The sequence below is a fragment of the Halosimplex amylolyticum genome (assembly GCF_051414035.1).
GTDB classification, from domain to species: Archaea; Halobacteriota; Halobacteria; order Halobacteriales; family Haloarculaceae; genus Halosimplex; species Halosimplex amylolyticum.
On the sequence record NZ_JBLKNW010000002.1, the window covers coordinates 46,714 to 69,246 of the forward strand.

Below are 22,533 nucleotides of genomic sequence, written 5' to 3' on the forward strand. Positions count from 1 at the left end.
CAGTCGCAGAGGGCGAAGATTCCCCAAGATTACTCTCCAGATGACGACGAACACACAACCGGAGGTGAACATCGGACTCGTCGGTCACGTAGACCACGGCAAGACGACGCTGGTGCAAGCCCTGTCGGGCGAATGGACGGACCAGCACTCCGAGGAGATGAAGCGCGGTATCTCCATCCGCCTCGGCTACGCAGACGCGACGTTTCGGCAGTGTCCGGAGGGGGAGCCGCCCCACTCCTACACCGTCGAGGAGACCTGTGGCGAGCACGACGTCGACACGGACGTGCTCCGCACGGTCTCGTTCGTCGACGCCCCCGGCCACGAGACGCTGATGGCGACGATGCTCTCGGGCGCGTCGATCATGGACGGCGCCGTCCTGGTCGTCAGCGCGAGCGAGTCCGTCCCGCAGGCACAGACCGAGGAACACCTGATGGCTCTGGACATCATCGGCATCGACAACATCGTCGTCGCCCAGAACAAGATCGACCTGGTCGACGAGGAACGCGCCCGCGAGAACTACCGGGAGATCCAGGAGTTCGTCGAAGGGACCGTCGCCGAGGACGCGCCGATCGTCCCGGTCAGCGCCCAGCAGGGCGTCAACATGGATCTGCTCATCGACGCGGTCGAGCGGGAGATCCCGACGCCCGACCGCGACCCCGAGGCCGACGCCGAGATGCTCGTCGCGCGCAGCTTCGACATCAACCGCCCGGGCACGACCTGGGACTCGCTTTCGGGCGGCGTCCTCGGCGGGTCGCTCGTCCAGGGCGAACTCGAGGCCGACGACGAGATCCAGCTCCGGCCCGGCCGCGAGGTCGAGGAAGGCGGCCAGACCGAGTGGCAACCCGTCGAGACGACGGTGCGCTCGCTCCAGGCCGGCGGCCAGACCGTCGAGAAGGCGACGCCGGGCGGACTGCTCGGCGTCGGGACGGGTCTCGACCCGTCGATCACGAAAGGCGACGCGCTCGCCGGACAGGTCGCGGGACCGCCGGGGACGCTGCCGCCGACCCACGAGCAGTTCACGATGGACGTGGACCTGCTCGACCGCATCGTCGGCGAGAACGCCGGCGACGTCGAGGAGATCTCGACGGGCGAGCCGCTGATGATGACCATCGGCACGGCCACGACGGTCGGCTCGGTCACCAGCGCGCGCGGCGGCGAGGCCGAGGTCGCGCTCCAGCGCCCGGTCTGTGCCCGTGAGGGCGCGAAGATCGCCATCAACCGACGGCTGGGCGGCCGCTGGCGGCTCATCGGGATCGGCACGCTGCGGGAATGAGCGTCGTCATGGACACGAACGCACTGATGATGCCCGTCGAATGCGACGTTCGCGTGTTCGAGGAACTGGAGCGAGTAGTGGATGCAGGCGAACTGCTCGTCCCCGAGGCCGTCCTCGACGAACTCGCGAAACTCGCCGACGGGCGGGGCAAAGAGGCGACCGCGGCCAGCGTCGGCCTGGACCTCGCGCGCGACCGCTGTGAGTCGGTCGCCCACGACGAGGACTACGCCGACGACGCGGTACTGGAGGTCGCCGAGCGCGAGGACGTCACACACGCGGTCACGAACGACGGGCCGCTGAAACGCCGGTTGCTCGACGAGGGCGTTCCGGTAATTAGTTTACGCGCCGAGAACAAACTCACAGTCACTCAACCATAACATGTACAAACGGGTCACACTCCGCGACACGGTCGAAGTGCCGCCAGCGCACCTGGCGGACGTGACGCCGGGGCTGGTCAAACGGCTCCTGCAGGACAAGCTCGAAGGGCGCATGGACGAAGACGTCGGTTCGGTCGTCTCGGTCATCGACGTCCACGACATCGGCGAGGGAGCGGTCGTTCCCGGCGAGGAGGGCGTCTACTTCACCGCCGAGTTCGACGCGCTGACCTTCGATCCCGAGATGCAGGAGGTCGTCGACGGCGAGGTCGTCGAGGTCGTCAACTTCGGCGCCTTCGTCGGCATCGGGCCGGTCGACGGCCTGCTCCACGTCTCCCAGATCTCCGACGAGTACCTCGCCTACGACGAGGAGGGCCAGATGCTCTCCTCGCGGGACTCGAACCGCACCCTCGGGGTCGGCGACGCCGTCCGGGCGCGCATCGTCACCAAGAGCATCGACGAGCGCAACCCGCGGGACTCGAAGATCGGTCTCACGGCCAAGCAGGTCGGCCTCGGCAAACACGGCTGGCTCGAAGAGGACCGCCGGAAGCGCGAAGCCGCGACGGAAGCGGGTGAAGACTGATGGCCGACAGACTGGTCTGTCGCGAGTGCCACCGCGTGCAGGAGTCCGAAGAGGCCGAGACGTGCGTCTCCTGCGGGTCCTCGTCGCTCACGGAGGACTGGGCGGGCTACGTCGTCATCGGTCACCCCGACCGGAGCCGGATCGCCGAGGAGATGGGCGTCACCGAACCCGGGCAGTACGCGCTGAAGGTCCGCTAACGTGACTGTCGTCCTCGAACTCCAGCCCGCGCTCCGCTCGGAGCTCAAAGACCCGTTCGGTCCCGTTTCTACCGACACCTCCGCCGTCCTCGCCGCGGCCGGCGACCCGCTCGTCACCGTCGGCGACATCGTCACCTACCACACGCTGAGCGCCGGACACGTGCCGGACGTGGCGTTCGTCGACGAGCGCACCGAGCGCGCCGCCGTCGACGAGGAGATCAGCGAGGCCATCGAGGACTCGGAGTTCGACCGCGTCGTGCGCGTCGACAACCCGCCGGGCACGCTCACCGCCGCGCTCCTGGAGGCGCTCGCCGACGCGCTGGCGACCGGCGATCGGACGCTCGTCCGGGTCGACGGCGAGGAGGACCTGGCGGCCCTGCCCGCTATCGCCACCGCGCCCGACGGCGCGAGCGTCCTCTACGGCCAGCCCGGCGAGGGCGTCGTCCACGTGGGCGTCGACGCGGACGTCCGCGAGCGCCTCGTCACCCTCCTCGAACGCATGGACGGCGACCCCGAACGCGCGCGCGAACTACTCGGCTGCGACCACGCGTAACCGACGACTCGTCGGCCCCGCGACCGCTCGATTCTCGATTCGTCGCGCCGAACGACACCTGCCAGTCGACCCGCCGACCGCGAGAGGGCGGTCGTCCGCGCGAGGGACCGTGGCCTGGCGTTCGCATCACCGCGGGCCGGCCGCGACGAGGGCCGGGATCGACGCTCAGGCGTCGAGCGGGCGAATCCGCCCGTCGTCGTCGAACTCGACCCGGAGGGCCGCCGGCCGCTCGCGGAACGGGGCGTTCTCGTCGTTGCCGAAGAACGTGCTCCACAGGTCGCCGTCCGCGTCCCGGAAGAAGACGTTGTGCCCGCCGTGGGGGATCGCCAGGTAGCGGTCCCCGTACGGGCCGTAGAGGTCGTCCGCGCTCGCCACGTAGCAGTGGTAGTCGCCGTCGACGAAGTCCGCGGCGGCGAGGTGGTAGCGCCCCTCCGCCCGAAACAGGAACGCCCCCTCGAACCCGACCTCTTCCGCGTTCGCCGGAGCGAGGTGCGTCAGGTCCTCGGTGATCCCGGTCATCTCCTCGTTCATCGGCGCGATCTTCCCGTTGCCGCAGACGAAGTAGACGGTGCCGTCGTCGTCCTCGAACAGCGAGGCGTCGATGTCGCCGCTGATCGGCAGGTCCGGTTGGATCGCCGACTCGTAGGGTCCGCGCGCCTCGCCGCTGGTGCTCTTCAGGACCCCGTTGCCCAGCCAGGGGATGCTGTAGGTGATCCAGAACGTGTCCCGCAGGTAGTGGATCTCCGGCGCCCACAGCGGCCGGAAGGGGGCGCCGTCGCGCTCCTGGATCTGGCGCTGCCAGGTCCCCTGTCGGTCGACGTTCCAGACGACCGAGCGCTCCCGTGGTTCGGTGACCACGGGTTCCCAGCGTTCGAGGTCGGGCGACTGCCAGACCCGCAGGTCGCCGGTGACGCCCCACCAGTCCGGAGCGCCGGTGGTGCCGGTCAGGTAGTACGTGTCGTCCGGCCCGCGACAGATCGAGGTGTCTCTGACGGGATAGTCGAACAGCGGTTCGAGATCGGCCACGGCGCGAGCGTCGTCGGCCACCCGGTCGTCCGTCGCGTCTGTCTCCTCGCTCATGTGCTCTCGCTCGTCTCTCCGGCGGTCCGCCACCGGCAAAGGCGTTGTGCCGCCCCGGAGGTCGCTCAGGCGCGCTCGTAGGTCACGAACGCCAGGTCCCCGGCCTCGCGGCGCTCGACTTCGGTCCAGTCGCCGCGCTCCCACTCGGGGAAGAACGTGTCCCCGTCGGGTTCGCCGGGGACTTCGGTCAGCACGAGCCGGTCGGCGCGCGGGAGGAACTGCTCGTAGACGGTCGCACCGCCGGCGACGAACGCCGTCGCCCCACCGGTCCCCGCGGCCGCCTCGACGGCCGCCTCGACGCTCTCGACCTGGACGACCTCCTCGGGCGCGTCGACGCCCGAGCGGGTCAGGACGACGTTCGTCCGCCCGGGCAGCGGCCCGCCGAGTTGGGCCGAGATGGACTCGTAGGTCACCCGGCCCATGATCACGGGGTGGCCCATCGTCGTCTCCTTGAAGTGCGCGAGGTCTTCCGGGTAGTGCCACGGCATCTCGCCGTCTGCACCGATCACGTCGTTCTCCGCGACGGCAGCGACGAGGGCGATCTCGATCGCGCCCCCCGCTGTGTCCGTCATCGTCACTCCGCGACCGCGAAGTCCAGTCCCGGCGCGGGGTCGTAGTCCCGGACCTCGACGTCGTCGTATTCGAGGGCGTCGACGGGTTTGTCGGCCACCTCGATAGTCGGCCGCTCGCGCGGGTCGCGGGTCAACTGCTCCAGCAGGTTCGGGACGTGGTCGGCGTTCTCCGCGCCGGGTTCGTCGGGCGCTTCCGTCAGGATCCAGTCCTTGACGCTCGCGAACGCCGCCCGGTCGTCGACCGCGGTCACACGCTCGCGAAGTCCCTCGCGATTCGCTTCGTACCACTCGCCGCGCGCACCCTCGCCGCAGTAGACGTGGGCGTCGACGACGGAGTGCGAGAACTTCCCCACTTCGAACCCGGTGCGCTGGGCGACGATGTGGGTCACCAGCGAGTAGGCGGCGATGTTGAAGGGGATCCCCAGCGCGATGTCGCCCGAGCGCTGGGTGAGGTGGAGGTTCAGACGGTCGCCCTGGACGTTGAAGACGAAGGTGTAGTGACACGGCGGGAGCGTGCTGACCGTCGCGTTTGCGGGGTGCCAGGCGTTGACGACGATGCGCCGGGACCGGGGGTTCTCCCGCAGCGTGTCGAGGACGTACTGGAACTGGTCGAACGTGCGCTCCTCGTCGTTCACCCAGCGATGGCTGTCGTCGGGCCAGCTCTCGCCCTCCAGGCCCTCCTCGGGGATCGGGTAGCGGCGCCAGAACCGGCCGTAGGCGGTGTCGAGGTGGCCCTCCTCGTCGGCCCACGCGTCCCAGATCTTCGTCTCCTCGCGGAGGTTGCGGATGTGCTCCTCGCCGGAGAGGTACCACAGGAGCTCGTGGATCAGCGAATTCCAGCGGTAGCCCGACAGATCCTTGGTGGTGAGCAGCGGGAACCCCTCCTGCAGGTCGACCTCGTAGTGCGCGCCGAACGTCGAGAGCGTGTCCACGCCCGTCCGGTTGGGCTTGTACGTGCCGTCGGCGATGGCCGTCCGGACGAGATCCAGGTACTGCTGCATCTTTGCGAGTACCACCGTCCGGGAGTGCTTATCCTCTGCGATTTTGCGAGTCGGCCGATCGGCTCGCGAACACCGATCCTCACGCCCGATCCAGCACCAGCACGTGCCGGACCAGCGAGTTGTGGACCCGGCGCTCGAAGTGGGCCTCGACGGTCCACCCGGCCGCGAGGGCCTCCTCCGCCCACGGACGGTCGGCGACGACCACCGCCCGCGGCGCGATCCGGTGGGCTTCTGCGAGCGCGTCACCGACCAGGTCGGCCAGCGAGTCGCCCTCGATCTTCGACTGGCGACCGTAGGGCACGTCGAAGACGGCGGCGTCGGCGCAGTCGTCCGCGAGCGGCAGACGCGTCACGTCGCCGCGGCAGACGCCGAAGTCGCCGTCCGGGCCGAGCGCGTCGCGCAGGTTCGCGCGGGTCCCATGGGCCATCTTCGCCTGGGCGTCGTTACCGACGGCGCGCGCGCCGACGAGTCCCGCTTCGAGGAGCAATCCACCGGTGCCGCACATCGGATCGACGACGGTCGCCCCCTCGCGCGCGCCGGCGATGTTCACCAGCGCCCGGGCGAGCATCGGGTCCATGCTCCCGGGCTGGAAGAACGGGCGGTCGGTCGGTCGGCGGTCGCCGAACCCGCGTTCGCTCTCGGCGGCGAGCCAGCCGAGGACGCAGACGCCGCCGCCCTCGGGTATCGTCCCGCCGGATACCTCGTTCTCGGCCGTGCTATCTGTGCCGGGCGGCCCCGCAAAGAGCGCGCGGAGTTCGTGGTCGGGGTCGTCGAGGTCGACGGTGAACCCGCGGTCGACGAGCACCTGTCCGAGTTCGCGCTCGGCGCGCTGGGTGTCGACACCGGTCGTGGCGCGGACGTCGACCGCGCGGACGGCGACGCTCCCCTCGCGGTCGATGCCGGCCGCCGAGAGCGTCGCGCGCGCGCTCGTTACGTCGGGGTCCGCACGCCCGACCTGCTCGCTCGCGCGGTGGACGAACGCGAGGTCGCGGACGCGGTCGGTGACCGCGCGCGCGGTCGCCAGCCCCGCGCCGACCACCTCGACCCCGGACGCGGCGCTCGCGGCCTCACAGGCCGCGAAATCGTCGTCCTGGCCGCCGAGTTCGAGGACGTACACGCCCGACAGTCGCCCGCCGCCGGCCAAGAACCCACCGGTGCCCCGCCGACTGCCGCCCCCACCGTCCCCTCCCGTCCCCCGCCCCCGCCGAAACCCGCGACCCCTCATAAAACCGACTCTCACCCCCACAAAAAGGCGTTTTTACGGGCAATGCGGGGGTCACTACATCACGGATCTGACCCGTTCGCACGCGCGACATTTCACCGGGTCGTATGAAAGTTTATAAGCCTTAAATACAACGTTTAAGTCGAGACATGGTTGACCCCAAGGAGACAATCAATATCGAAAACGTCGTCGCCTCGACTGGAATCGGGCAGGAGCTCGATCTGCAGAGCGTGGCGATGGACCTTGAAGGGGCCGATTACGACCCCGAGCAGTTCCCCGGCCTCGTCTACCGCACGCAAGAGCCCAAGTCGGCCGCGCTCATCTTCCGTTCGGGCAAGATCGTCTGCACCGGCGCCAAGAGCACCGACGACGTCCACGAGAGCCTTCGCATCGTCTTCGACAAGCTGCGCGACCTGAACATCCAGGTCGACGACGACCCGGAGATCGTCGTCCAGAACATCGTCACCTCCGCCGACCTCGGCCGCAACCTCAACCTCAACGCCATCGCCATCGGCCTCGGGCTAGAGAACATCGAGTACGAACCCGAGCAGTTCCCGGGCCTCGTCTACCGCCTCGACGACCCTGACGTGGTCGCCCTGCTGTTCGGCTCCGGCAAGCTCGTCATCACCGGCGGCAAACAGCCCGAGGACGCCGAGGAAGCCGTCGACAAGATCGTCTCGCGCCTCGAAGATCTCGGCCTGCTCGAGTAATCGAGCGCGCCCGCCGACCGGCGTTCGCGGCCCCGGACCGGCACTCGCGGCCCCGGACTGGCACTCGCGGCCCGCCGACGGCCGCAGTCGGCCCCGGTGGACGTCGCCGACCGTGATAGCAGCCTACAAACGGCCCCCCTCCCAATCGCCGCTATGGACGTCCCAGCGCAGCACTCGGTGGTCGGTCGCGTCGAGCCGCTCCAGGCCGACCCCACCGGCGGGGGAATCTTCGCGCTGATCGTGACCTTCCTGCTCGCCGCACTGTTCTACGCCGTCACGCTCCATCTCGCGGCCACGTTCTTCATCGGCGACGTGCCCAGCCAGCGAGCGGCCTACGTTGGGCCCGTCCCGGCGCTCGTCTCGATCCTGCTCGGACGCTACGGCGTGGAGGGGATCGGGTTCGTCCCGCCTGGACTCGCGTTCCTCCTCGCGCTGGTCGTGACGCTCCTCGCCGACGCCATCGCGATCAGCGTCTCCTACCGGATCTCCTGGCGGCCGACGGCGATACTCACCGCGCTCCACTTCGCGTTCTCCGTCGCGCTCATCATCCCGCTCAACAACATCTTCCAGTTCGTCTGAGCGGACCGCCCGAAACGACTCCCTCACATCCGCCGCGACGCGCCGCAACTAAGCGGCCGTTAGGCGACAGTAACCCGACATTTCGATCGGCTTGCGAGTGAAAGGTGCCCGGTTTCACCGTCGAGACCAGCGTTCTCCAGAGAGAGGGGCCAGTCTGTGGGTACCTCGACAGCGGTACCCGCTCTGCTCGGACGGAGCGAAGCAGAGTCAGTAACCACCGGCAATCGCGACTCACCGGTGAGTAACAAAGTGATCGTAAAATAGTTACATCCTATGCCATCCGACGACTGCGACCGGAGCGGAAACACGCGTCGACGGTTTCTCGGCGGTGCGCTGGGGGGAGCGCTCGCAGCCACGCTCGGCGGGACCGCCACGGGATCGACGGCGGACGCGAGCCGTTCAGCACAGGACGACCCGGAGATCAGTTGCTCGAGCGTCTCGAACCTGAAATACGGAACAACCGTACTGTTTACCGACGGCAGCTACATCAGTGCGGCCGAGGGTGGTTCCGGGACCTTCGGGTCGCCCGGTCGGATAGTGGACAGCATCAACATCGAGGGGGAGGTCACCGAGGTAGACCAGGACTGTGACCCCGGCGAGTTGGCCACGACGTTCACCGACAGTTCCGCGACCGTCACCGGGAGCGAGGAGAACGCGCTCGGCGTACCGGATACTGCGATAGTCACGCTCCACTACGCGGACGGAGCGAAGCAGGACGTTCTCGAGAGCGGGGAGCACACCGGGGTCGGGGAGCCGAACGATCCCGACGGCCTGTCGACGACCTACCGAGGCGAGGGCGAACACGCGGGGAAGACTATCGAGGCGATAGAGTTCAACCTGACGTCGTTCGACAAGACCGTGTACCTGCGAAACCAGGAGGTCGGCGAACACCTCCTCGGCAAACGGACGCCCTCGGAGCGCGTCGTCGAGATCGTCGGTGCCGGCCCGGGGGACGTCGAGTACGAGTTCACCGCCGACGGCGCGGTCGAGACGGCGTCGCTCACCGACCGGATCGGTGCCGGGGGCAACGACGACATCACCGACAACGGCGACGGCACGTGGACGGTCGAAGGGTTCACCGGCAACACCGGGTACGGCGACGCCTACGTCGTCAACGGCGAGATCACGTCGTTCGAGCAGACCGGCGGCGACGGCGAGTGGGTCGTCCGCGAGTTCGACCGGCGGGTCACCCGGAGCTCGCTGGACGAGACCGATCTCCTCCGGATCGTCGGGACCGAGTCCGGCGACGTCGAGTACGAGTTCACCGTCGACGGCCTCGTCTGGAAGGTGACGAACATCGGGAGGCCCCTGAGGGCCGAGGACAACGACGACGTGACGGACAACGGCGACGGCACCTGGACGGTCGAGGGGTTCACGGGCAACGAGGGACAGGGGGACACCTACGTCGTCGCCGGGGACGTGACCGACTTCACGCGGACCGGCGGCGACGCCGACTTCCGGATCGAACGCGATGGCCGGGAGGTGACTCCGGAGGAACTCGTCGATCAGTGACCGAGCGGAACGGAGCGAACCGCGACGAGTGAACTACTCCACCAGCCGCTCGATCTCGGTGACGAGCACGTCGCTGGCGCCGACGTCCTTGAGCGCGTTGATCGTCTCGAACACCTCGCGCTCGTCGACGACCGCGTGGACGGCCACGTCCGACTCACCGGCGATGTCCATCACGGTCGGGCCGCCCATTCCGGGCAGGACCTCTTTCACGTCCGCCAGGCTGTCCTCGGGGACGTTCATCATCAGGTAGCGCTTGCCCTCCGCGGAGAGGACGGATTCGAGCGCCATCCGGATCTGCTGGACCTTCTCGTCGTCGACGACGTCCTCGCGGGCGAACAGGCGGACGGACGAGTCCAGCACGTCGGCGATCTCCGCGAGGCGGTTCATCCGGAGGGTCGTCCCCGTCGACGTGATGTCGACGATCGCGTCGGCGATGTCGACGTGGGGCGTCAGCTCCGTCGCGCCCGACACCTCGGCGATGTCGACGTCGACGCCGCGCTCGGCGAAGAAGCCGCGGGTGACGTTGGGGAACTCGGTGGCGACGGTGCCGCCCTCCAGGTCCGCGACGGTCTCGATGTCGCCGTCCTCGGGCGCCGCGAGGACGAGCCGGCAGGAGCCAAAGCCCAGGTCGAGCAGGTCGACGAGTTCGTCGGTACCGGACTCGCGAGCCTGGTCAAGCCCGGTGATTCCCACGTCGGCCGCGCCGTCGGCGACGTACTCCGGGATGTCGGCGGCGCGGGCGTAGAGCACGGTCACGTCGGGGTCGACGGTCTGGGCGTAGAGCTTGCGGTCGGCCCCGTCGACGACGTGGAGGCCGGCCCGGTCCAGCAGGTCGATCGCGGGGTCGTGCAGACGACCCTTGTTGGGGACGGCGATGCGCATACCGTCTCTGGACGGGCCGCGGGCAACTGTCTTTCCCTCTCTCCGCGACGCAGGGCCGCGGGACCGTCCGTACGTTTATCCCGGAACGGGCGACCACTGGTCCCCATGACCTCGGTCAGTACGGCGGACGGCATCGCGTACGGCTTCAAGACGACGCTCTCGTTCGGGCTCGGCCTGCTGGTCGCGTTCGTGTGCGCCCTCGCGGGGACGAACATGGCGACCGGCTCCGTCTACGTCGGGTACGGCGGGTGGGAAGTGCTACGGTGGGGCCGGCTGCTCGTGGGCGTCGTCCTGTCGGTCGCCGGCTTCCTCGCGTTGTCCGGCGTGACGTTCGGTCTGCTCTACAAGGTGGTCGCCGACGGCGTCGAACGAGGAGGTGGCCGGGGCGCCCGGAGGGCCGAGTAACTGCATGTCGACACACAAACCTTTTCGCCGAACCGGCCGCAGGCCCGTCTATGCCCGCCCTCCACCCGCTCCCGTCGGGCGCCTTCCCGCGCGCTCCGGCGGTACGCCAGCCGAGCGCGAGCGCCAGCACTGGCGACGCCGTCACCGCTCTGGGTGCGCTCGCCGCGGTCTCCGTGGTCGCCGCGCTCGCGCTGTTCGCGTACAGTCGCCGCTTCCGGGGCGCGGCCGACGCGACGGCGGCGCTGACCCGGATCCGCCGGGCCCTCCGGGTCGGCCTGCCGCTCGCCTACGTCGTCGCGCTCGTCGCGATGGCCGCGGCCGGATGGCTCGGCGCCGTCGACGCCGCCGCCGGGAGGCTCCCCGGGGGCGAGTCGGCCGTCGGCGGTGCCGTGGCGGTCGTCGCCGGCCTCACCGCACCGCTCGTCGCCGTCGTCGCGGGCTACTTCGGTGCGTTTCCGACGATTCGGGACCTCCGCGCCGTCGACGTATCTGCCGCGGCCGTCGCCGTGCGACTCGCCCGTTACGCGGCCGGGATGGTCGCGCTCCTCTGCGTGGTCGTCGTCGGTGTGACGCTCCTCGGCGACAGTCTCTCGACCGGCGTCGGTTTCTTCGGCGTCGTCGGCGCACTGCTGGTCTCCGTGTGGGTCGGCTCGCCGTGGCTGATCCGCCTCACGCAGTCGACGCGAGCGCCGACCGACGCCGAACGCGAGCGGCTGGACCGCCGCTGTGCGGACGTCGGCTTCGACCCCCACGGCGTACGCGTCATCGACGTCGCCGACGCGAAGCAGGCGTTCGCGTTCGTCCGCGGACCGCCGGGCCGTCGACACCTCTTCGTCGCCGACTACCTGCTGACCGAACTCGACGAGGAGCGACTCCGCGGCTACCTCGCGCTCCAGGCCGGCCGCGCCCGCGTCATGCACCTCGAAGCGCGTCTGACTGTCGTCGGCGGCGCGATCGCCCTCGCTGGCGGGCTCGCGGCCGGGCTGGTCTCGGTGCCCGGCGTCGGCGATGGAGTCGCCGCCCTGGGCGTCCTCGCCGCCGGCGCCGTCGGACTGTGTGCCGGCACGCGGCTCGTGTATCGCGCCGACGCCGACGCCGCCGGCCGGACGAGTCGCGAGGCGGTCGAGGCGGCCATCCGTCGGTTCGCCGACCTGAACGACGCCCCGATGGAGTGGGGGCGCCTCGCGACACTGCGGCGAATGGAGCCGTCGCTGAACCGACGTATCGATCGGTTGCGCGACCGCGCGTCGCGGGAGTGACGAGCCGAAGGCCGCAAACGCACCGCGAGTCGCGCCGCCGGGAGCCCCGAAGACTGATACACGCCGGCAGTCTACCTCCGACCAATGCTGCTGGTCCTGTGCGTGGACCTCGACGACGACCTGGGGCGCAAGACGGGAGTGGACACGCCCGTGGTCGGCCGCGACGCCGTCGAGGCGGCCGCCGTCGAGCTGGCGACCGCCGACCCCGAGGACAGCGACGTGAACGTCCTCTTCGAGGGGTGTCACATCGCCGACCGCATCACCGACGAGTCCGTGGAGGTCGCCGCGGTCACCGGCGTCGACGGCAGCGACGTGGCCGCCAACCGCGCGGTCGGCGAGGAACTCGACACCGTCCTCGCCGGACTGGCGACCGGCGAGGACGTGCGCGCGATGGTCGTCACCGACGGCGCGCAGGACGAATCGGTGCTGCCCGTCATCCGCTCGCGCGTCCCCATCGACGGCGTCCAGCGCGTCGTCGTCCGCCAGGCCCAGGACCTGGAATCGATGTACTACACCATCAAGCAGGTGCTGGACGACCCCGAGACGCGCGGGACGCTGCTCATCCCGATGGGCATCCTCCTGCTCATCTACCCGCTGTCCATCGTCGCCGAGCAACTCGACATGCCCGGCGCGGTGTTCGGGGTCACTTCCGCGCTGATCGGCTTCTACCTGCTCTCCAGAGGGCTCGCGCTCGGCAAACGCCTCGACACGTTCGTCGACCGCGTGCGCGAGGGGCTCTACGGCGGGCGCGTGTCGCTGGTGACCTACCTCGTCGCCGGCCTCCTCCTGGTCATCGGCGGGTTCACCGGCGTCCAGACCGTCACCGACCTCCAGGCCCAGGCGGACACCGCGCTCGACGTCATCGAGGTCATCGCGGCGCTGATATACGGGTCGCTCCAGTGGTTCGCGGCCGCCGGCGTGACCAGCAGCCTCGGCCGCGTCGTCGACGGCTACATCGACGGCGAGTTCGAGTGGCGCCACCTCAACGCACCCGTCTACGTCCTCGCCATCGCCTTCATCCTCCACGGCGTCTGCAGCTTCGTCCTCTCGTTCGGGGACCTGTCGTACCTCGCCTTCACCCTCACCGGCGCGACGCTGCTCGGCCTGGCCAGCACCTTCGCCTTCGCGCTGGCCGAATCCAGACTGGGCAGTCGCGTCAATCCGACGTGAGGAGCGTCGAACGCCGCGTTCGACGCCCGACCTGAGGCGGCCGTTCCGGAAGAGGGTTCGCCGCCCGGATCCTCGGGACCCGGCAACTTTTTGCGACGTCCGTCCCCCGTTCGGGGCATGCGACTGATAGGCCCCGACGGCGCGACGACGGCGGTGTTCGACCCCGAAGACGCCACGCTGGCGATCGAACGCGCCGGGACCACGCTCGTCACGCCCTCCGAACTCGCCGTCGAGAAGCTCTCCCGCCAACTCCACGGCGTCGACTGGACCGACGCCGACGTGTCGGTCGGCGACGCCGCCGAGATCGAGGAGACCTACGAGATGCCGAAGGGGAAGGCCCGCGAGCGGAGCCACCGCGCAGTCGAGCGGACGATCACCTACGACCACCCCGACGCGATGGGCGTGGTCGAGGTCGCCCTCCGCGTCGCCGCGGAGGGCGTCGCCGTCCGCTATCGCGTCACCGGCGAGGCGATGCAACGGCACACCGGCGACGAGACGACGTTCTCGCTCCCCCGCGACGCCGTCTCGTGGCTGATCCCCTTCGACGAGGCCCACGAGGCCAGCGCCCGCCAGCAGCCCATCGTCGAGACCGCGGGAGAGTACTGCCCACCGGGACTGTTTCGGGTGGACGACCAGTGGCTGCTCCTGGCCGAGGCCGGCGCGGACGGCGACTACGCCGCGTCGCGTCTGGTCGCCGGCGAGTCCGAGATGACCTTCGGCGTGCCCGAGACCCAGATGAACGCCCACTTCCCGCTGGAGACGCCCTGGCGCGTCGCCGTCGTCGGCGACCTGACGACCGTCGTCGAGTCGACGCTCGTCACGGACCTCGTCGGCGCGGCCGAAATCGACGACGACTGGGTCGAACCCGGCCGCGTCGCGTGGTCGTGGTGGTCCGAGTCGTCGAGTCCGGACGACTTCGACCGCCAGCGGGAGTACGTCGACTACGCCGCCGACCGCGGCTGGGAGTACGTCCTCGTCGACGCCGGATGGCCCCGTCGCCGCGACGAGGTTCCCGACCTGATCGACTACGCGAACGAGCGGGGCGTCGATATCGTCCTCTGGTCGCACTGGACCGACCTGAACACCGAGACCAAGCGCGAAGAGCGGCTCTCGGCGTGGGCCGACTGGGGCGCCGCCGGGATCAAGGTCGACTTCATGGACCACGACGACCAGGGTCGGATGCAGTTCTACGACCAACTCGCCGAGGACGCCGCGGAGTACGAGTTGCTCGTCAACTTCCACGGCTCCGTCGTGCCCACCGGTCTCCAGCGGCGCTACCCGCACGTCATGACCTACGAGGGCGTGATGGGCGCCGAGTACTACAAGTGGAGCACGGTCACGCCCGAGCATAACTGCACGCTCCCGTTCACCCGTAACGTCGTCGGCCCGATGGACTACACTCCGGTCACCTTCTCCGCCGAGGCGGCACAGACGACGCCCGGCCACGAACTCGCGCTCTCGGTCGTCTTCGAGTCGCCGCTCCAGCACTTCGCGGATTCCATCGACGAGTACGGCGCTCGACCCGAAGCGGAGGGGTTCCTCGAAGCGGTCCCGGCCGCGTGGGACGAGACGCGGTTCGTCGGCGGCCACCCCGGCGTCGAGGCGACCGTCGCCCGCCGGGACGGCGACGAGTGGTTCCTCGGGTCGATAACGGCGGGTCCGCAGCGGATCGTGACCGTCGACTGTTCGTTCCTCGGGTCGGGCGACGCGGCCGCTTCGGACGAGTGGAGCGCGCACGTCGTTCGAGACGAAACGGGGGGCGTCCTCGAATCCGAGGAGTGGACCGTCACCGGCCAGGAGGCGCTCGACATCGTGGTGCCCGAGAACGGCGGGTTCGCGGCGCGATTCACGCGATGACCGTCGATGAGCAGACTCGCGAGGATGTCGACCGCCGACTGGCCCGCCTGACGGCCGAGTTCGGCGAGTTCCCGGTCGTCGAGGAGACCGTCGAGAACGACCCCGATTTCTTCGAGTCGGGCGTCGAGATGGTTCGGGAGGGGTGGATCGGCGACGCCGGTGCGTTCGTGACCGACGGGGACGATCGGGCGTTGTTGATCCGCCACGAGGGAGAGCCGGACCGCTGGGGGACGCCGGGCGGCGGCCACGAACCCGGTGAGACCATGGCCGAGACCGCCCGCCGAGAAGTCCGCGAGGAGACCGGAATCGAGGTCGACCTGGCCGGCGTCTTCCGTGCCCGTCGGAAGACCGCCGTCCACGAGAACGACCCCGATCGGCGGTTCCAGATGCTCACCGTCTGGTTCGATGCCGACGCCCAGGCGACGGAGATCGATATCGGGGACGACGAGATCGTCGAGGCGCGATGGTTCGCGGAACCGCCGGACAGAGTTCACGACTTTCTCGAAGAACAGGTCGCAGACTGGGACGACTCACGGGCGGACTGCCCCTGAATTGATACCCCGCCCGCTCGCACCCCCGAGGGATGACTGGGACGTTCGTCGTGCTGGAGGGGGCGGCCGGGACGGGAAAATCGACGTTGCTGGACGCGCTCGGCGAGGAACTGCGCGACCACGGCGAGTCGGTCACGACCGTCCCGGAGTTCGCCGACGCCGAAGTCGGCGACTTCATGACGGGGACGCTCTCGGTGTACGGCGGCGAGGAGTTCCGCGAACGCGCGCTCTCGCTGACCGCGGGGGCGCTCGCGAGCCTCTCCTACCAGGCCGAGACGGTGATCCGTCCCGCCCTCGACGCCGGAGACGTCGTCCTCACAGAGCGCTACCTCGACAGCGTCGCCGTCTACGACACCGCGCTGGTCGAAGACCGGGACGGGGTCCCCATGACCGAGACGCTGGCCGAGTTCGAGGCGGCGATGCCGGTCGAACCGGACCTGACGGTTCTACTGACGATCGACGAAGCGACGCGACACGAACGATTCGAGACGTATCGGCCGGAACTGCTGGACGACGGGGAGGTCCGCGAGCGCCACACCGAACGTCAGGCGCGCTTTCGCGACCTGCTGGCCGACCGCGAGAACGCCCTCGTCTACGAGAACGATGGCGAGATTTCCACGGCTATGGCAGATATTGCCGAGGAAATCCCACGATAGCGGAGTTTCGCCGCCCCGAGATGGACACAGTTATTCGGGGAGAGGGACAACGCCACTGCACCAGCTATGCGTCACGCACACACAATGCGGGTGATCCGATGCGGGTCGTAGTGAAGTTCGGTGGCACGAGTCTCGGCAACGGCTCGCGAGTCACGCGGGCGGCCGACTCGATCGCCGCGGCCATCGAGAACGGCCACGAGGTCGCCGTCGTCGCCAGCGCGATGGGCTCGACGACGGACGAACTGCTCGACGACATCGACTACGACGCCGACGACGCCGACCGAGCCGAGATCGTCAGTATGGGCGAGCGGACGTCGGTCCGGATGCTCAAGGGCGCGCTCGCCGCTCGCGGCATCGACGCCGAGTTCTTCGAGCCAGGCAGCGAGGGATGGCCGATCATCACCGACGAGTACGGCGAGGTCGACGTCGACGAGACGACCAAGCGCGCCAGCGCGCTCGGAGGGCAACTCGGGGACGTCGTGCCGGTCATCACCGGCTTCCTCGCCCAGGACCACCAGGGCAACGTGACGACCCTCGGCCGCGGCGGCTCGGACACCACCGCCGTCATGCTCGGCAAGTTCATGGACGCCGACGAGGTCGTCATCGTCACCGACGTCGAGGGCGTCATGACCGGCGACCCCCGCGTCGTCGAGGGCGCCCGCAACGTCGGCGAGATCACCGTCGACGAGCTCCGGTCGCTGTCGTTCCGCGGCGCCGAGGTCGTCGCGCCCTCCGCCCTCTCCTACAAGGACAGCGACCTCGGAGTTCGGGTCGTCCACTACCAGCACGACGACCTCCTGACGGGCGGCACCTCCATCGAGGGCGAGTTCCAGAACCTCATCGACCTGCAGGAAGACCAGCTGGCCTGCATGACGATCGCCGGCCGCGCCATCCGCAACAGCCCGGGCATCCTGGGCGAACTCGCGACGGCGCTCGGCGAGGAGGGCATCAACATCGAGGCCAACTCCTCGGGGATGGACTCGATCACCTTCTACGTCAACGTCGAAGACGCCGAGGAGGCCGAGGCGCTGCTGCACGACCGCGTCGTCGACGAGGACGCCCTCTCAAGCGTCACCGTCGAGGACGAGATCGCCGTCGTCCGCGTCACCGGCAGCGACCTGCCCAACCAGCCCGGCATCGTCAAGCGCACCATCGACCCGGTCTCGGAGGCGCACATCCACCTCTACGACGTGATCACCTCCGCGACCTCCGTCTCCGTGTTCGTCCCCTGGGACGACCGCGAGCAGACGCTCGAACTCGTCCAGGACGTCTTCTGAACCGGTCGTCCACAGTGCTCGGCGGCCACACTTCGCGGGGACTGCATACCCCCATCGGGTCCCGCGTCGCGACCGACTTCCCCCTCGCGCCCGTAGCGGGTCCATGGAGACTTCGACTGACGACCGCTGTGGCTACCGCCTCGAAGTCGGCCTGAGCGACGTATCGGTCCCGGCGGAGGAGTGCGACCGCCCGACGTGGGACGACAACGACCGCTGCGTCTGGCACGCGACCGTCGACGGCAAGAGCGCGGAGACGCTGGAGGGGTTCCGGCCAGAGCCGGGCGAATCGCTCGACGGCGCGTACCTCCGGGAGGCGTCACTCGTCGGCGTCGACTGGCTCGCGGAGGCGTCGCTCGTCGGTGCCGACTTCACGGGCGCCGTCGTCAACGGGGCCGACCTCGGCGGGGCAGACCTCACGCTGGCGAACATGAGCGACCTCGCCGCCATCGACGCGGACTTCACGGGAGCGACGCTCGAAGGGGCCGTCTTCACGAACGCCGACCTCCGGCGAGCGACGCTGGAGCACGTCCTGACCAACGAGGCGGTGTTCACCGACGTCCACGTCGGCGCCGGGACGCGATTCAGCCACGTCTCCGCCTACGAGCGCGAGCCAGTCCGTCCCACGCTGAGCGACGACCATCCCCTGGAGGCCGCCGCGTGGACGTACCGCCAGCTCAGGCGGCTCTACCAGGACAACGCCCTACCGGGACTGGCCCGCGAGAGCTACACGCAGGAGAAAGACGCGCGGCGCCGGCTGGCCTGGAGCGAGGGCGACTACCTGACCGCCGCGAAGTGGGAACTGTCGCGATGGGTGATGCACTACGGGAGCAGTCCCTATCGCATCCTCCTCGCAGCGCTGCTGGCCATCGTCGCCTCGGCCGTCCTCTTCCCGTTGACCGGCGGGATCATGGAGATCCAGGGCGAGCAGGCGATCACCTACACCATCGAGGACCCCTCGAGCGCGCCGGTCTGGTGGATCGGGCGCGTGCTGTTCAAGAGCCTCTATTTCAGCGTCGTGACGTTCGCGACGCTGGGCTACGGCGACATCCAGCCGATCGGCGCCTGGGCACGTTTTCTCGCCGGGACGCTCTCGATCGTCGGCTCCCTGCTGTCGGCGCTGCTCGTGTTCGTCCTCGCACGGATCGTGACGTGGTGATCACCAGAACAGTCCGGGCGACTCCTCGTCCGGTTCCTCGCTCGACCCCGTGAGACGGAGGGCGACGGGGAACAGCAACCCCTGAGCGACGATGCTGACGAGCGCGACACCGAAGACGAGTTCCACCAGGGCGGGCCGGAATGGCAACTCCCGGGGGACGCTGAGCAGGAGCGCGACCGGGATGACGGTGTGCATGCCGCCCCAGACGAGGACGTGCTGGAAGCGCAGCGGGACGGGCTCGGTGCCCGTCACCGGGAGGACGTTCGTGACGCCGTAGACGATTATCGCCCGGACGACGAGCACCAGCACGACGGCCAGCAGGACCGTCGGCGCGTTCCACAGCAGCCGGCGCCAGGGTGCCTGGATCCCGACGAGGACGAACACCAGGGTGAACACGATGAACGCGGCGGTGTCCCACGTCCGTTCCATGAACGTGACGTTGTCGGGGTGAACGGCACGTCCCTTGCCGTAGAGGCCGATCACGAGCCCGGCCGCGACGGTCGCGAGAACGCCGCTGACGTGGAGGTAGTGCTCCGCCAGCAGGAAGCTCCCGTACGCGAGGACGACCGTCGTCAGCAGTTCGGCCATCCGGTCCTCGATGGCCCGGAGGACGGCGAGCGCGAGCGCGGCGGCGGCCAGGCCGACGATGACGCCGCCGAAACTGACGATCGTTATCTCGACGGCCACGCCGACCAGGTCGGCCGCGGACAGCAGCGTCGAGAGGTCGGCTCCGGTCTCGAAGCGCTGGGAGACGATGCCGATCATCGCGCCGAAGGTGACGACGGCGAACCCGTCGCTGAAGTGGCTCTCGACCTCGGCCAGGATCGACAGGCGCTCGGCCGCGTCCGCTTCCCGGAACAGCGCGACGATGGCGACCGGGTCGACCGGGTAGATGATGACCGCGAACAGCAGCGTCACCACGAGCGGGAGCCCGAACGCGTAACTCCCGAGCAGCCCCAGCAGGACCACCGCGACCGGGAGGCCGACGATCGGGAGCAGGACGCCGACGGGGAGCACGCGCACGAAGGCCTCGGATTTCGTCTCCTGGGACCCCTGGAACAGGACCGTCGGCACCAGCACCATCAGGATGAGGTCCGAGGAGAGCCGGAAGTCGGGATCGAGCCCCGCAATCGAGAGGACGACGCCGACGACGACGAGCAACACCGGGTAGGCCGACTCGCTGGTGCGAGCGGCGACGACGCGGACGGCGGCCGCGACGCTCAACACGAGGAGGATACCGGCGAGCAGTTCGAAGAGACCTGCCATGCGTTTGGACTTGGCAATCGTTCGCGTTCGCGATCTCGCCCCGAATCGGACGGCAGCGAGTCACCGACTCGAACTCGCGGTCGCGGATCCCCGTTCGGGCCGCAGCGACCTGAACCCTCTGCCGGATCCGCCGCGGCCCCGCCGCCACGTCGGCCGCCACCGAGTCCGCGCCGGCCCCCAGCGCGGTGCCCGGTGGACGGTCGTGCCCACCGCTCGCCGGATGGCGCCACTGGTGCACGTTCCTGTCACACACGAAATAAGTCCGAGCCGCCCGGAGTGGAGTCATGCGCTCGTACGCGACGCGGATGGCGACGCCCGCGGACCTGCCCGACTCCGGGGAACGCGCCGCCGCGCTCGACGCCGCCGGGTACAACCTCTTCAATCTCGACGCCGACCGGGTGTTCGTCGATCTGCTGACCGACAGCGGGACCGGGACGATGAGCGACGCCCAGTGGGCCGCGCTCCACCGCGGCGACGAGTCCTACGCCGGCAGCAGTTCGTTCCGGCGACTCCGCGAGGCCGTCGACGACGTGATGGGCTTCGGCCGCGTCGTCCCCGCCCACCAGGGCCGCGGTGCCGAGAACGTCCTCTACGGGACGCTCGTCTCCGCGGGCGACCGCGTGCTCAACAACACTCACTTCGACACGACGCGCGCCCACGTCGTCGCCAACGGCGGCGAGGCGGTGGACTGCCCCGTCCCGGCCGCCCGTGATCCCGACTCCGAGGACGCCTTCAAGGGGAACTTCGACGTGGAGGCCGGTCGCGCCCGCGTCGCGGAGGTCGGCGCCGAGAACGTCCCGGTCGTCGTCCTGACCATCACAAACAACTCCGCGGCGGGCCAGCCAGTCAGCGTCGCGAACACCCGCGAGGTGGCCGCCTTCGCCGACGAGATCGACGCCACGTTCGTGATCGACGCCTGCCGCTTCGCCGAGAACGCCCGCTTCGTCACCGAGCGCGAACGGGAGTTCGCCGACGCGTCGGCGGCCGAGGTGGCCCGCGAGCAACTGGGTTACGCCGACGCGCTCGTCATGAGCGCGAAGAAGGACGGCCTCTCGAACGTCGGCGGGTTCGTCGCCGTCGACGACGGGCTCGACGACCTCCTCGAGCGCGTGAAACAGCGGACCATCCTCTACGAGGGCTTTCCCACCTACGGCGGGCTGGCCGGACGGGATCTGGAGGCGATGGCCGTCGGACTGCGCGAGGCGGTCGAGGACGACTACCTCGCCCACCGCGTGGACCAGGTGGCGACGCTGGGCGCGGAACTGGCGGCCGCGGGACTACCCATCTACGAACCGGTCGGGGGCCACGCCGTCTACGTCGACGCGGGCGCGGCCCTGGAGCACCTCCCGTCGGAGGCCTTCCCGGGCCAGGCGCTGGCCTGTGAGCTCTACCTCGAAGGCGGGGTCCGGACGGTCGAACTCGGGAGCTTCGCGTTCCCCGAGACCGACCGGCCGGAATACGTCCGCCTGGCCGTCCCGCGCCGGACGTACCACCGCGAACACTTCGAGCACGTCGGCGAGACGGCCGCCGCGGTCGTCGAGCGGGCGGACGAACTCACCGGCTTCGAGGTGGTCGACGAACCACCGATGAAAGAGCTGCGTCACTTCTCGGCCGAACTCCGGCCGCTGGACGGGTGATTCGGCCAGGAGCCGGCCGTCGAACGAGCGGCGTTACTGCCCCGACCGGAGTCGCGTCCCGATGCGGAGCGGGAGGTCGGCCTCGCGGACGGCGTCGACGACCCGGTCGACGTCGTACTCGACGCGGCGGGCCTCGATCTCCTGGGCGTCGAAGTCGACCAGGGAGTAGGCGGCGCGGGGGTCGCCGTCCCGCGGTTGGCCGACGGCGCCGGGGTTCATGACGAGCCCCTCGTCGAAGATCTCGTGGCCCTGGACGTGGGTGTGGCCCATGACGAGGACGTCCTCGCTGCCGAGCATGTCGGCGCTGTACTCCTCGGGGTAGGTGTACCGGTCGGGGTCGTTCGGGTGGCCGTGGACGAGTCGCATCCGGCCGTCGCAGACCAGACGCTGTTCGGGCAGTTCGCCGAGCCACGTCAGCTGGTCGTCGGAACAGGTCTCGCGGGCGTGGTCGACCGCGGTCGCGGCCATGTCGTTGAAGCCGTAGGCCTGGTCGAACGCGACCGCGCGGTCGTGGTTGCCCATCACCGTCGGCACCTCGCCGTCGGGCAGCATCGCCTCGGCCTCGTCGCTCAGTCCCGTCTCGCCCTCGCCGCGGATGGCCGCGACGCACTCGGCGTGCCAGGGGTTGTACCCGACGACGTCGCCCGCGCAGACGATCCGATCGACCGGCGGCATGGCCTCGAGAACCGCCTCCAGCGCCGGGATGTTCCCGTGTACGTCCGAGATGACGCCCACTTTCATGAGGTGGCGTGCGCGCTCCG

General features: G+C 69.5%; 24 protein-coding genes. 17 read left to right on the forward strand and 7 right to left on the reverse strand.

Annotated features, from left to right (window positions below; translation table 11 throughout):
* Positions 1–40: 40 nt before the first annotated feature.
* The 5 genes from ACMGFE_RS10840 to ACMGFE_RS10860 are packed head-to-tail and all read left to right on the forward strand — an operon-like array spanning position 41 to position 2,980.
* Entirely contained in the window at positions 41–1,273 is a 1,233-nt protein-coding gene (locus ACMGFE_RS10840; RefSeq protein ID WP_436925216.1) for a translation initiation factor IF-2 subunit gamma, read from the forward strand.
* A complete protein-coding gene (locus ACMGFE_RS10845; RefSeq protein WP_436925217.1) occupies positions 1,270–1,650 on the forward strand; it encodes a PIN domain-containing protein in 381 nt (126 codons plus the stop codon). The genes ACMGFE_RS10840 and ACMGFE_RS10845 overlap by 4 nt, the downstream gene beginning before the upstream one ends.
* A gap of 1 nt (position 1,651) precedes the next feature.
* Positions 1,652–2,230, forward strand: coding sequence for a DNA-directed RNA polymerase (locus ACMGFE_RS10850; RefSeq protein WP_436925218.1), 579 nt, complete (start codon positions 1,652–1,654; stop codon positions 2,228–2,230).
* On the forward strand, positions 2,227–2,427 hold the full coding sequence (gene spt4 / locus ACMGFE_RS10855) for a transcription elongation factor subunit Spt4 (RefSeq protein WP_436926083.1): 201 nt from the start codon (positions 2,227–2,229) through the stop codon (positions 2,425–2,427). Before ACMGFE_RS10850 ends, spt4 begins: the two co-directional genes overlap by 4 nt.
* Position 2,428: 1 nt before the next feature.
* Positions 2,429–2,980: a GTP-dependent dephospho-CoA kinase family protein gene (locus tag ACMGFE_RS10860; RefSeq protein WP_436925219.1), complete on the forward strand. Its 552-nt coding sequence runs from the start codon at positions 2,429–2,431 to the stop codon at positions 2,978–2,980.
* 165 nt (positions 2,981–3,145) lie between these two features.
* Here the strand turns inward: ACMGFE_RS10860 and ACMGFE_RS10865 are convergent, their stop codons facing one another.
* The 4 genes from ACMGFE_RS10865 to ACMGFE_RS10880 all read right to left on the reverse strand — a co-directional run bounded on the left by ACMGFE_RS10865 (position 3,146) and on the right by ACMGFE_RS10880 (position 6,750).
* Positions 3,146–4,060 (reverse strand): family 43 glycosylhydrolase, encoded by a 915-nt coding sequence (locus ACMGFE_RS10865; protein ID WP_436925220.1) that lies wholly within the window; start codon positions 4,058–4,060, stop codon positions 3,146–3,148.
* A 65-nt stretch (positions 4,061–4,125) separates the two neighbouring features.
* The gene (locus ACMGFE_RS10870) at positions 4,126–4,632 is read right to left on the reverse strand and encodes a dihydrofolate reductase (RefSeq protein WP_436925221.1); all 507 of its coding nucleotides are present in this window, start codon (positions 4,630–4,632) and stop codon (positions 4,126–4,128) included.
* Between the two features lie 2 nt (positions 4,633–4,634).
* Entirely contained in the window at positions 4,635–5,633 is a 999-nt protein-coding gene (thyA, locus tag ACMGFE_RS10875) for a thymidylate synthase (RefSeq protein WP_436925222.1), read from the reverse strand.
* 79 nt (positions 5,634–5,712) lie between these two features.
* Positions 5,713–6,750 (reverse strand): TIGR01177 family methyltransferase, encoded by a 1,038-nt coding sequence (locus tag ACMGFE_RS10880; RefSeq protein WP_436925223.1) that lies wholly within the window; start codon positions 6,748–6,750, stop codon positions 5,713–5,715.
* A 254-nt stretch (positions 6,751–7,004) separates the two neighbouring features.
* Between ACMGFE_RS10880 and ACMGFE_RS10885 the strand changes: the two genes are divergently transcribed.
* The 3 genes from ACMGFE_RS10885 (at position 7,005) to ACMGFE_RS10895 (ending at position 9,656) form a co-directional block, all read left to right on the forward strand.
* Positions 7,005–7,565 carry a TATA-box-binding protein gene (locus tag ACMGFE_RS10885; RefSeq protein WP_006882347.1) on the forward strand — a complete coding sequence of 187 codons (561 nt, stop codon included), beginning with the start codon at positions 7,005–7,007 and terminating at the stop codon, positions 7,563–7,565.
* Between the two features lie 153 nt (positions 7,566–7,718).
* The gene (locus tag ACMGFE_RS10890; RefSeq protein ID WP_436925224.1) at positions 7,719–8,144 is read left to right on the forward strand and encodes a DUF7473 family protein; all 426 of its coding nucleotides are present in this window, start codon (positions 7,719–7,721) and stop codon (positions 8,142–8,144) included.
* A gap of 273 nt (positions 8,145–8,417) precedes the next feature.
* Complete coding sequence (locus tag ACMGFE_RS10895; RefSeq protein ID WP_436925225.1) at positions 8,418–9,656, forward strand: hypothetical protein; 1,239 nt, start codon at positions 8,418–8,420, stop codon at positions 9,654–9,656.
* Between the two features lie 33 nt (positions 9,657–9,689).
* Here ACMGFE_RS10895 and hisG read toward each other — a convergent pair whose 3' ends face one another.
* Positions 9,690–10,538 (reverse strand): ATP phosphoribosyltransferase, encoded by an 849-nt coding sequence (gene hisG, locus ACMGFE_RS10900; protein ID WP_436925226.1) that lies wholly within the window; start codon positions 10,536–10,538, stop codon positions 9,690–9,692.
* A gap of 105 nt (positions 10,539–10,643) precedes the next feature.
* Between hisG and ACMGFE_RS10905 the strand changes: the two genes are divergently transcribed.
* The 8 genes from ACMGFE_RS10905 (at position 10,644) to ACMGFE_RS10940 (ending at position 18,869) form a co-directional block, all read left to right on the forward strand.
* A complete protein-coding gene (locus tag ACMGFE_RS10905) occupies positions 10,644–10,943 on the forward strand; it encodes a hypothetical protein (RefSeq protein ID WP_436925227.1) in 300 nt (99 codons plus the stop codon).
* A gap of 50 nt (positions 10,944–10,993) precedes the next feature.
* Positions 10,994–12,202, forward strand: a complete 1,209-nt coding sequence (locus tag ACMGFE_RS10910; protein WP_436925228.1) for a hypothetical protein — start codon at positions 10,994–10,996, stop codon at positions 12,200–12,202.
* Between the two features lie 84 nt (positions 12,203–12,286).
* Positions 12,287–13,372 (forward strand): DUF373 family protein, encoded by a 1,086-nt coding sequence (locus ACMGFE_RS10915; RefSeq protein ID WP_436925229.1) that lies wholly within the window; start codon positions 12,287–12,289, stop codon positions 13,370–13,372.
* Between the two features lie 117 nt (positions 13,373–13,489).
* A complete protein-coding gene (locus ACMGFE_RS10920; protein WP_436925230.1) occupies positions 13,490–15,229 on the forward strand; it encodes a glycoside hydrolase family 97 protein in 1,740 nt (579 codons plus the stop codon).
* The gene (locus ACMGFE_RS10925; protein ID WP_436925231.1) at positions 15,226–15,780 is read left to right on the forward strand and encodes an NUDIX hydrolase; all 555 of its coding nucleotides are present in this window, start codon (positions 15,226–15,228) and stop codon (positions 15,778–15,780) included. Before ACMGFE_RS10920 ends, ACMGFE_RS10925 begins: the two co-directional genes overlap by 4 nt.
* Before the next feature lie 32 nt (positions 15,781–15,812).
* Entirely contained in the window at positions 15,813–16,436 is a 624-nt protein-coding gene (locus ACMGFE_RS10930) for a dTMP kinase (protein ID WP_436925232.1), read from the forward strand.
* Positions 16,437–16,534: 98 nt separating this feature from the next.
* Positions 16,535–17,713 (forward strand): aspartate kinase, encoded by a 1,179-nt coding sequence (locus ACMGFE_RS10935; RefSeq protein WP_436925233.1) that lies wholly within the window; start codon positions 16,535–16,537, stop codon positions 17,711–17,713.
* A 103-nt stretch (positions 17,714–17,816) separates the two neighbouring features.
* A complete protein-coding gene (locus ACMGFE_RS10940; protein WP_436925234.1) occupies positions 17,817–18,869 on the forward strand; it encodes a pentapeptide repeat-containing protein in 1,053 nt (350 codons plus the stop codon).
* Here the strand turns inward: ACMGFE_RS10940 and ACMGFE_RS10945 are convergent, their stop codons facing one another.
* Positions 18,870–20,135: a cation:proton antiporter gene (locus ACMGFE_RS10945; protein ID WP_436925235.1), complete on the reverse strand. Its 1,266-nt coding sequence runs from the start codon at positions 20,133–20,135 to the stop codon at positions 18,870–18,872.
* 284 nt (positions 20,136–20,419) lie between these two features.
* Between ACMGFE_RS10945 and ACMGFE_RS10950 the strand changes: the two genes are divergently transcribed.
* A complete protein-coding gene (locus ACMGFE_RS10950) occupies positions 20,420–21,772 on the forward strand; it encodes a tryptophanase (protein ID WP_436925236.1) in 1,353 nt (450 codons plus the stop codon).
* 33 nt (positions 21,773–21,805) lie between these two features.
* Here ACMGFE_RS10950 and ACMGFE_RS10955 read toward each other — a convergent pair whose 3' ends face one another.
* Positions 21,806–22,513, reverse strand: coding sequence for a metallophosphoesterase family protein (locus ACMGFE_RS10955; RefSeq protein WP_436925237.1), 708 nt, complete (start codon positions 22,511–22,513; stop codon positions 21,806–21,808).
* Positions 22,514–22,533: the final 20 nt, after the last annotated feature.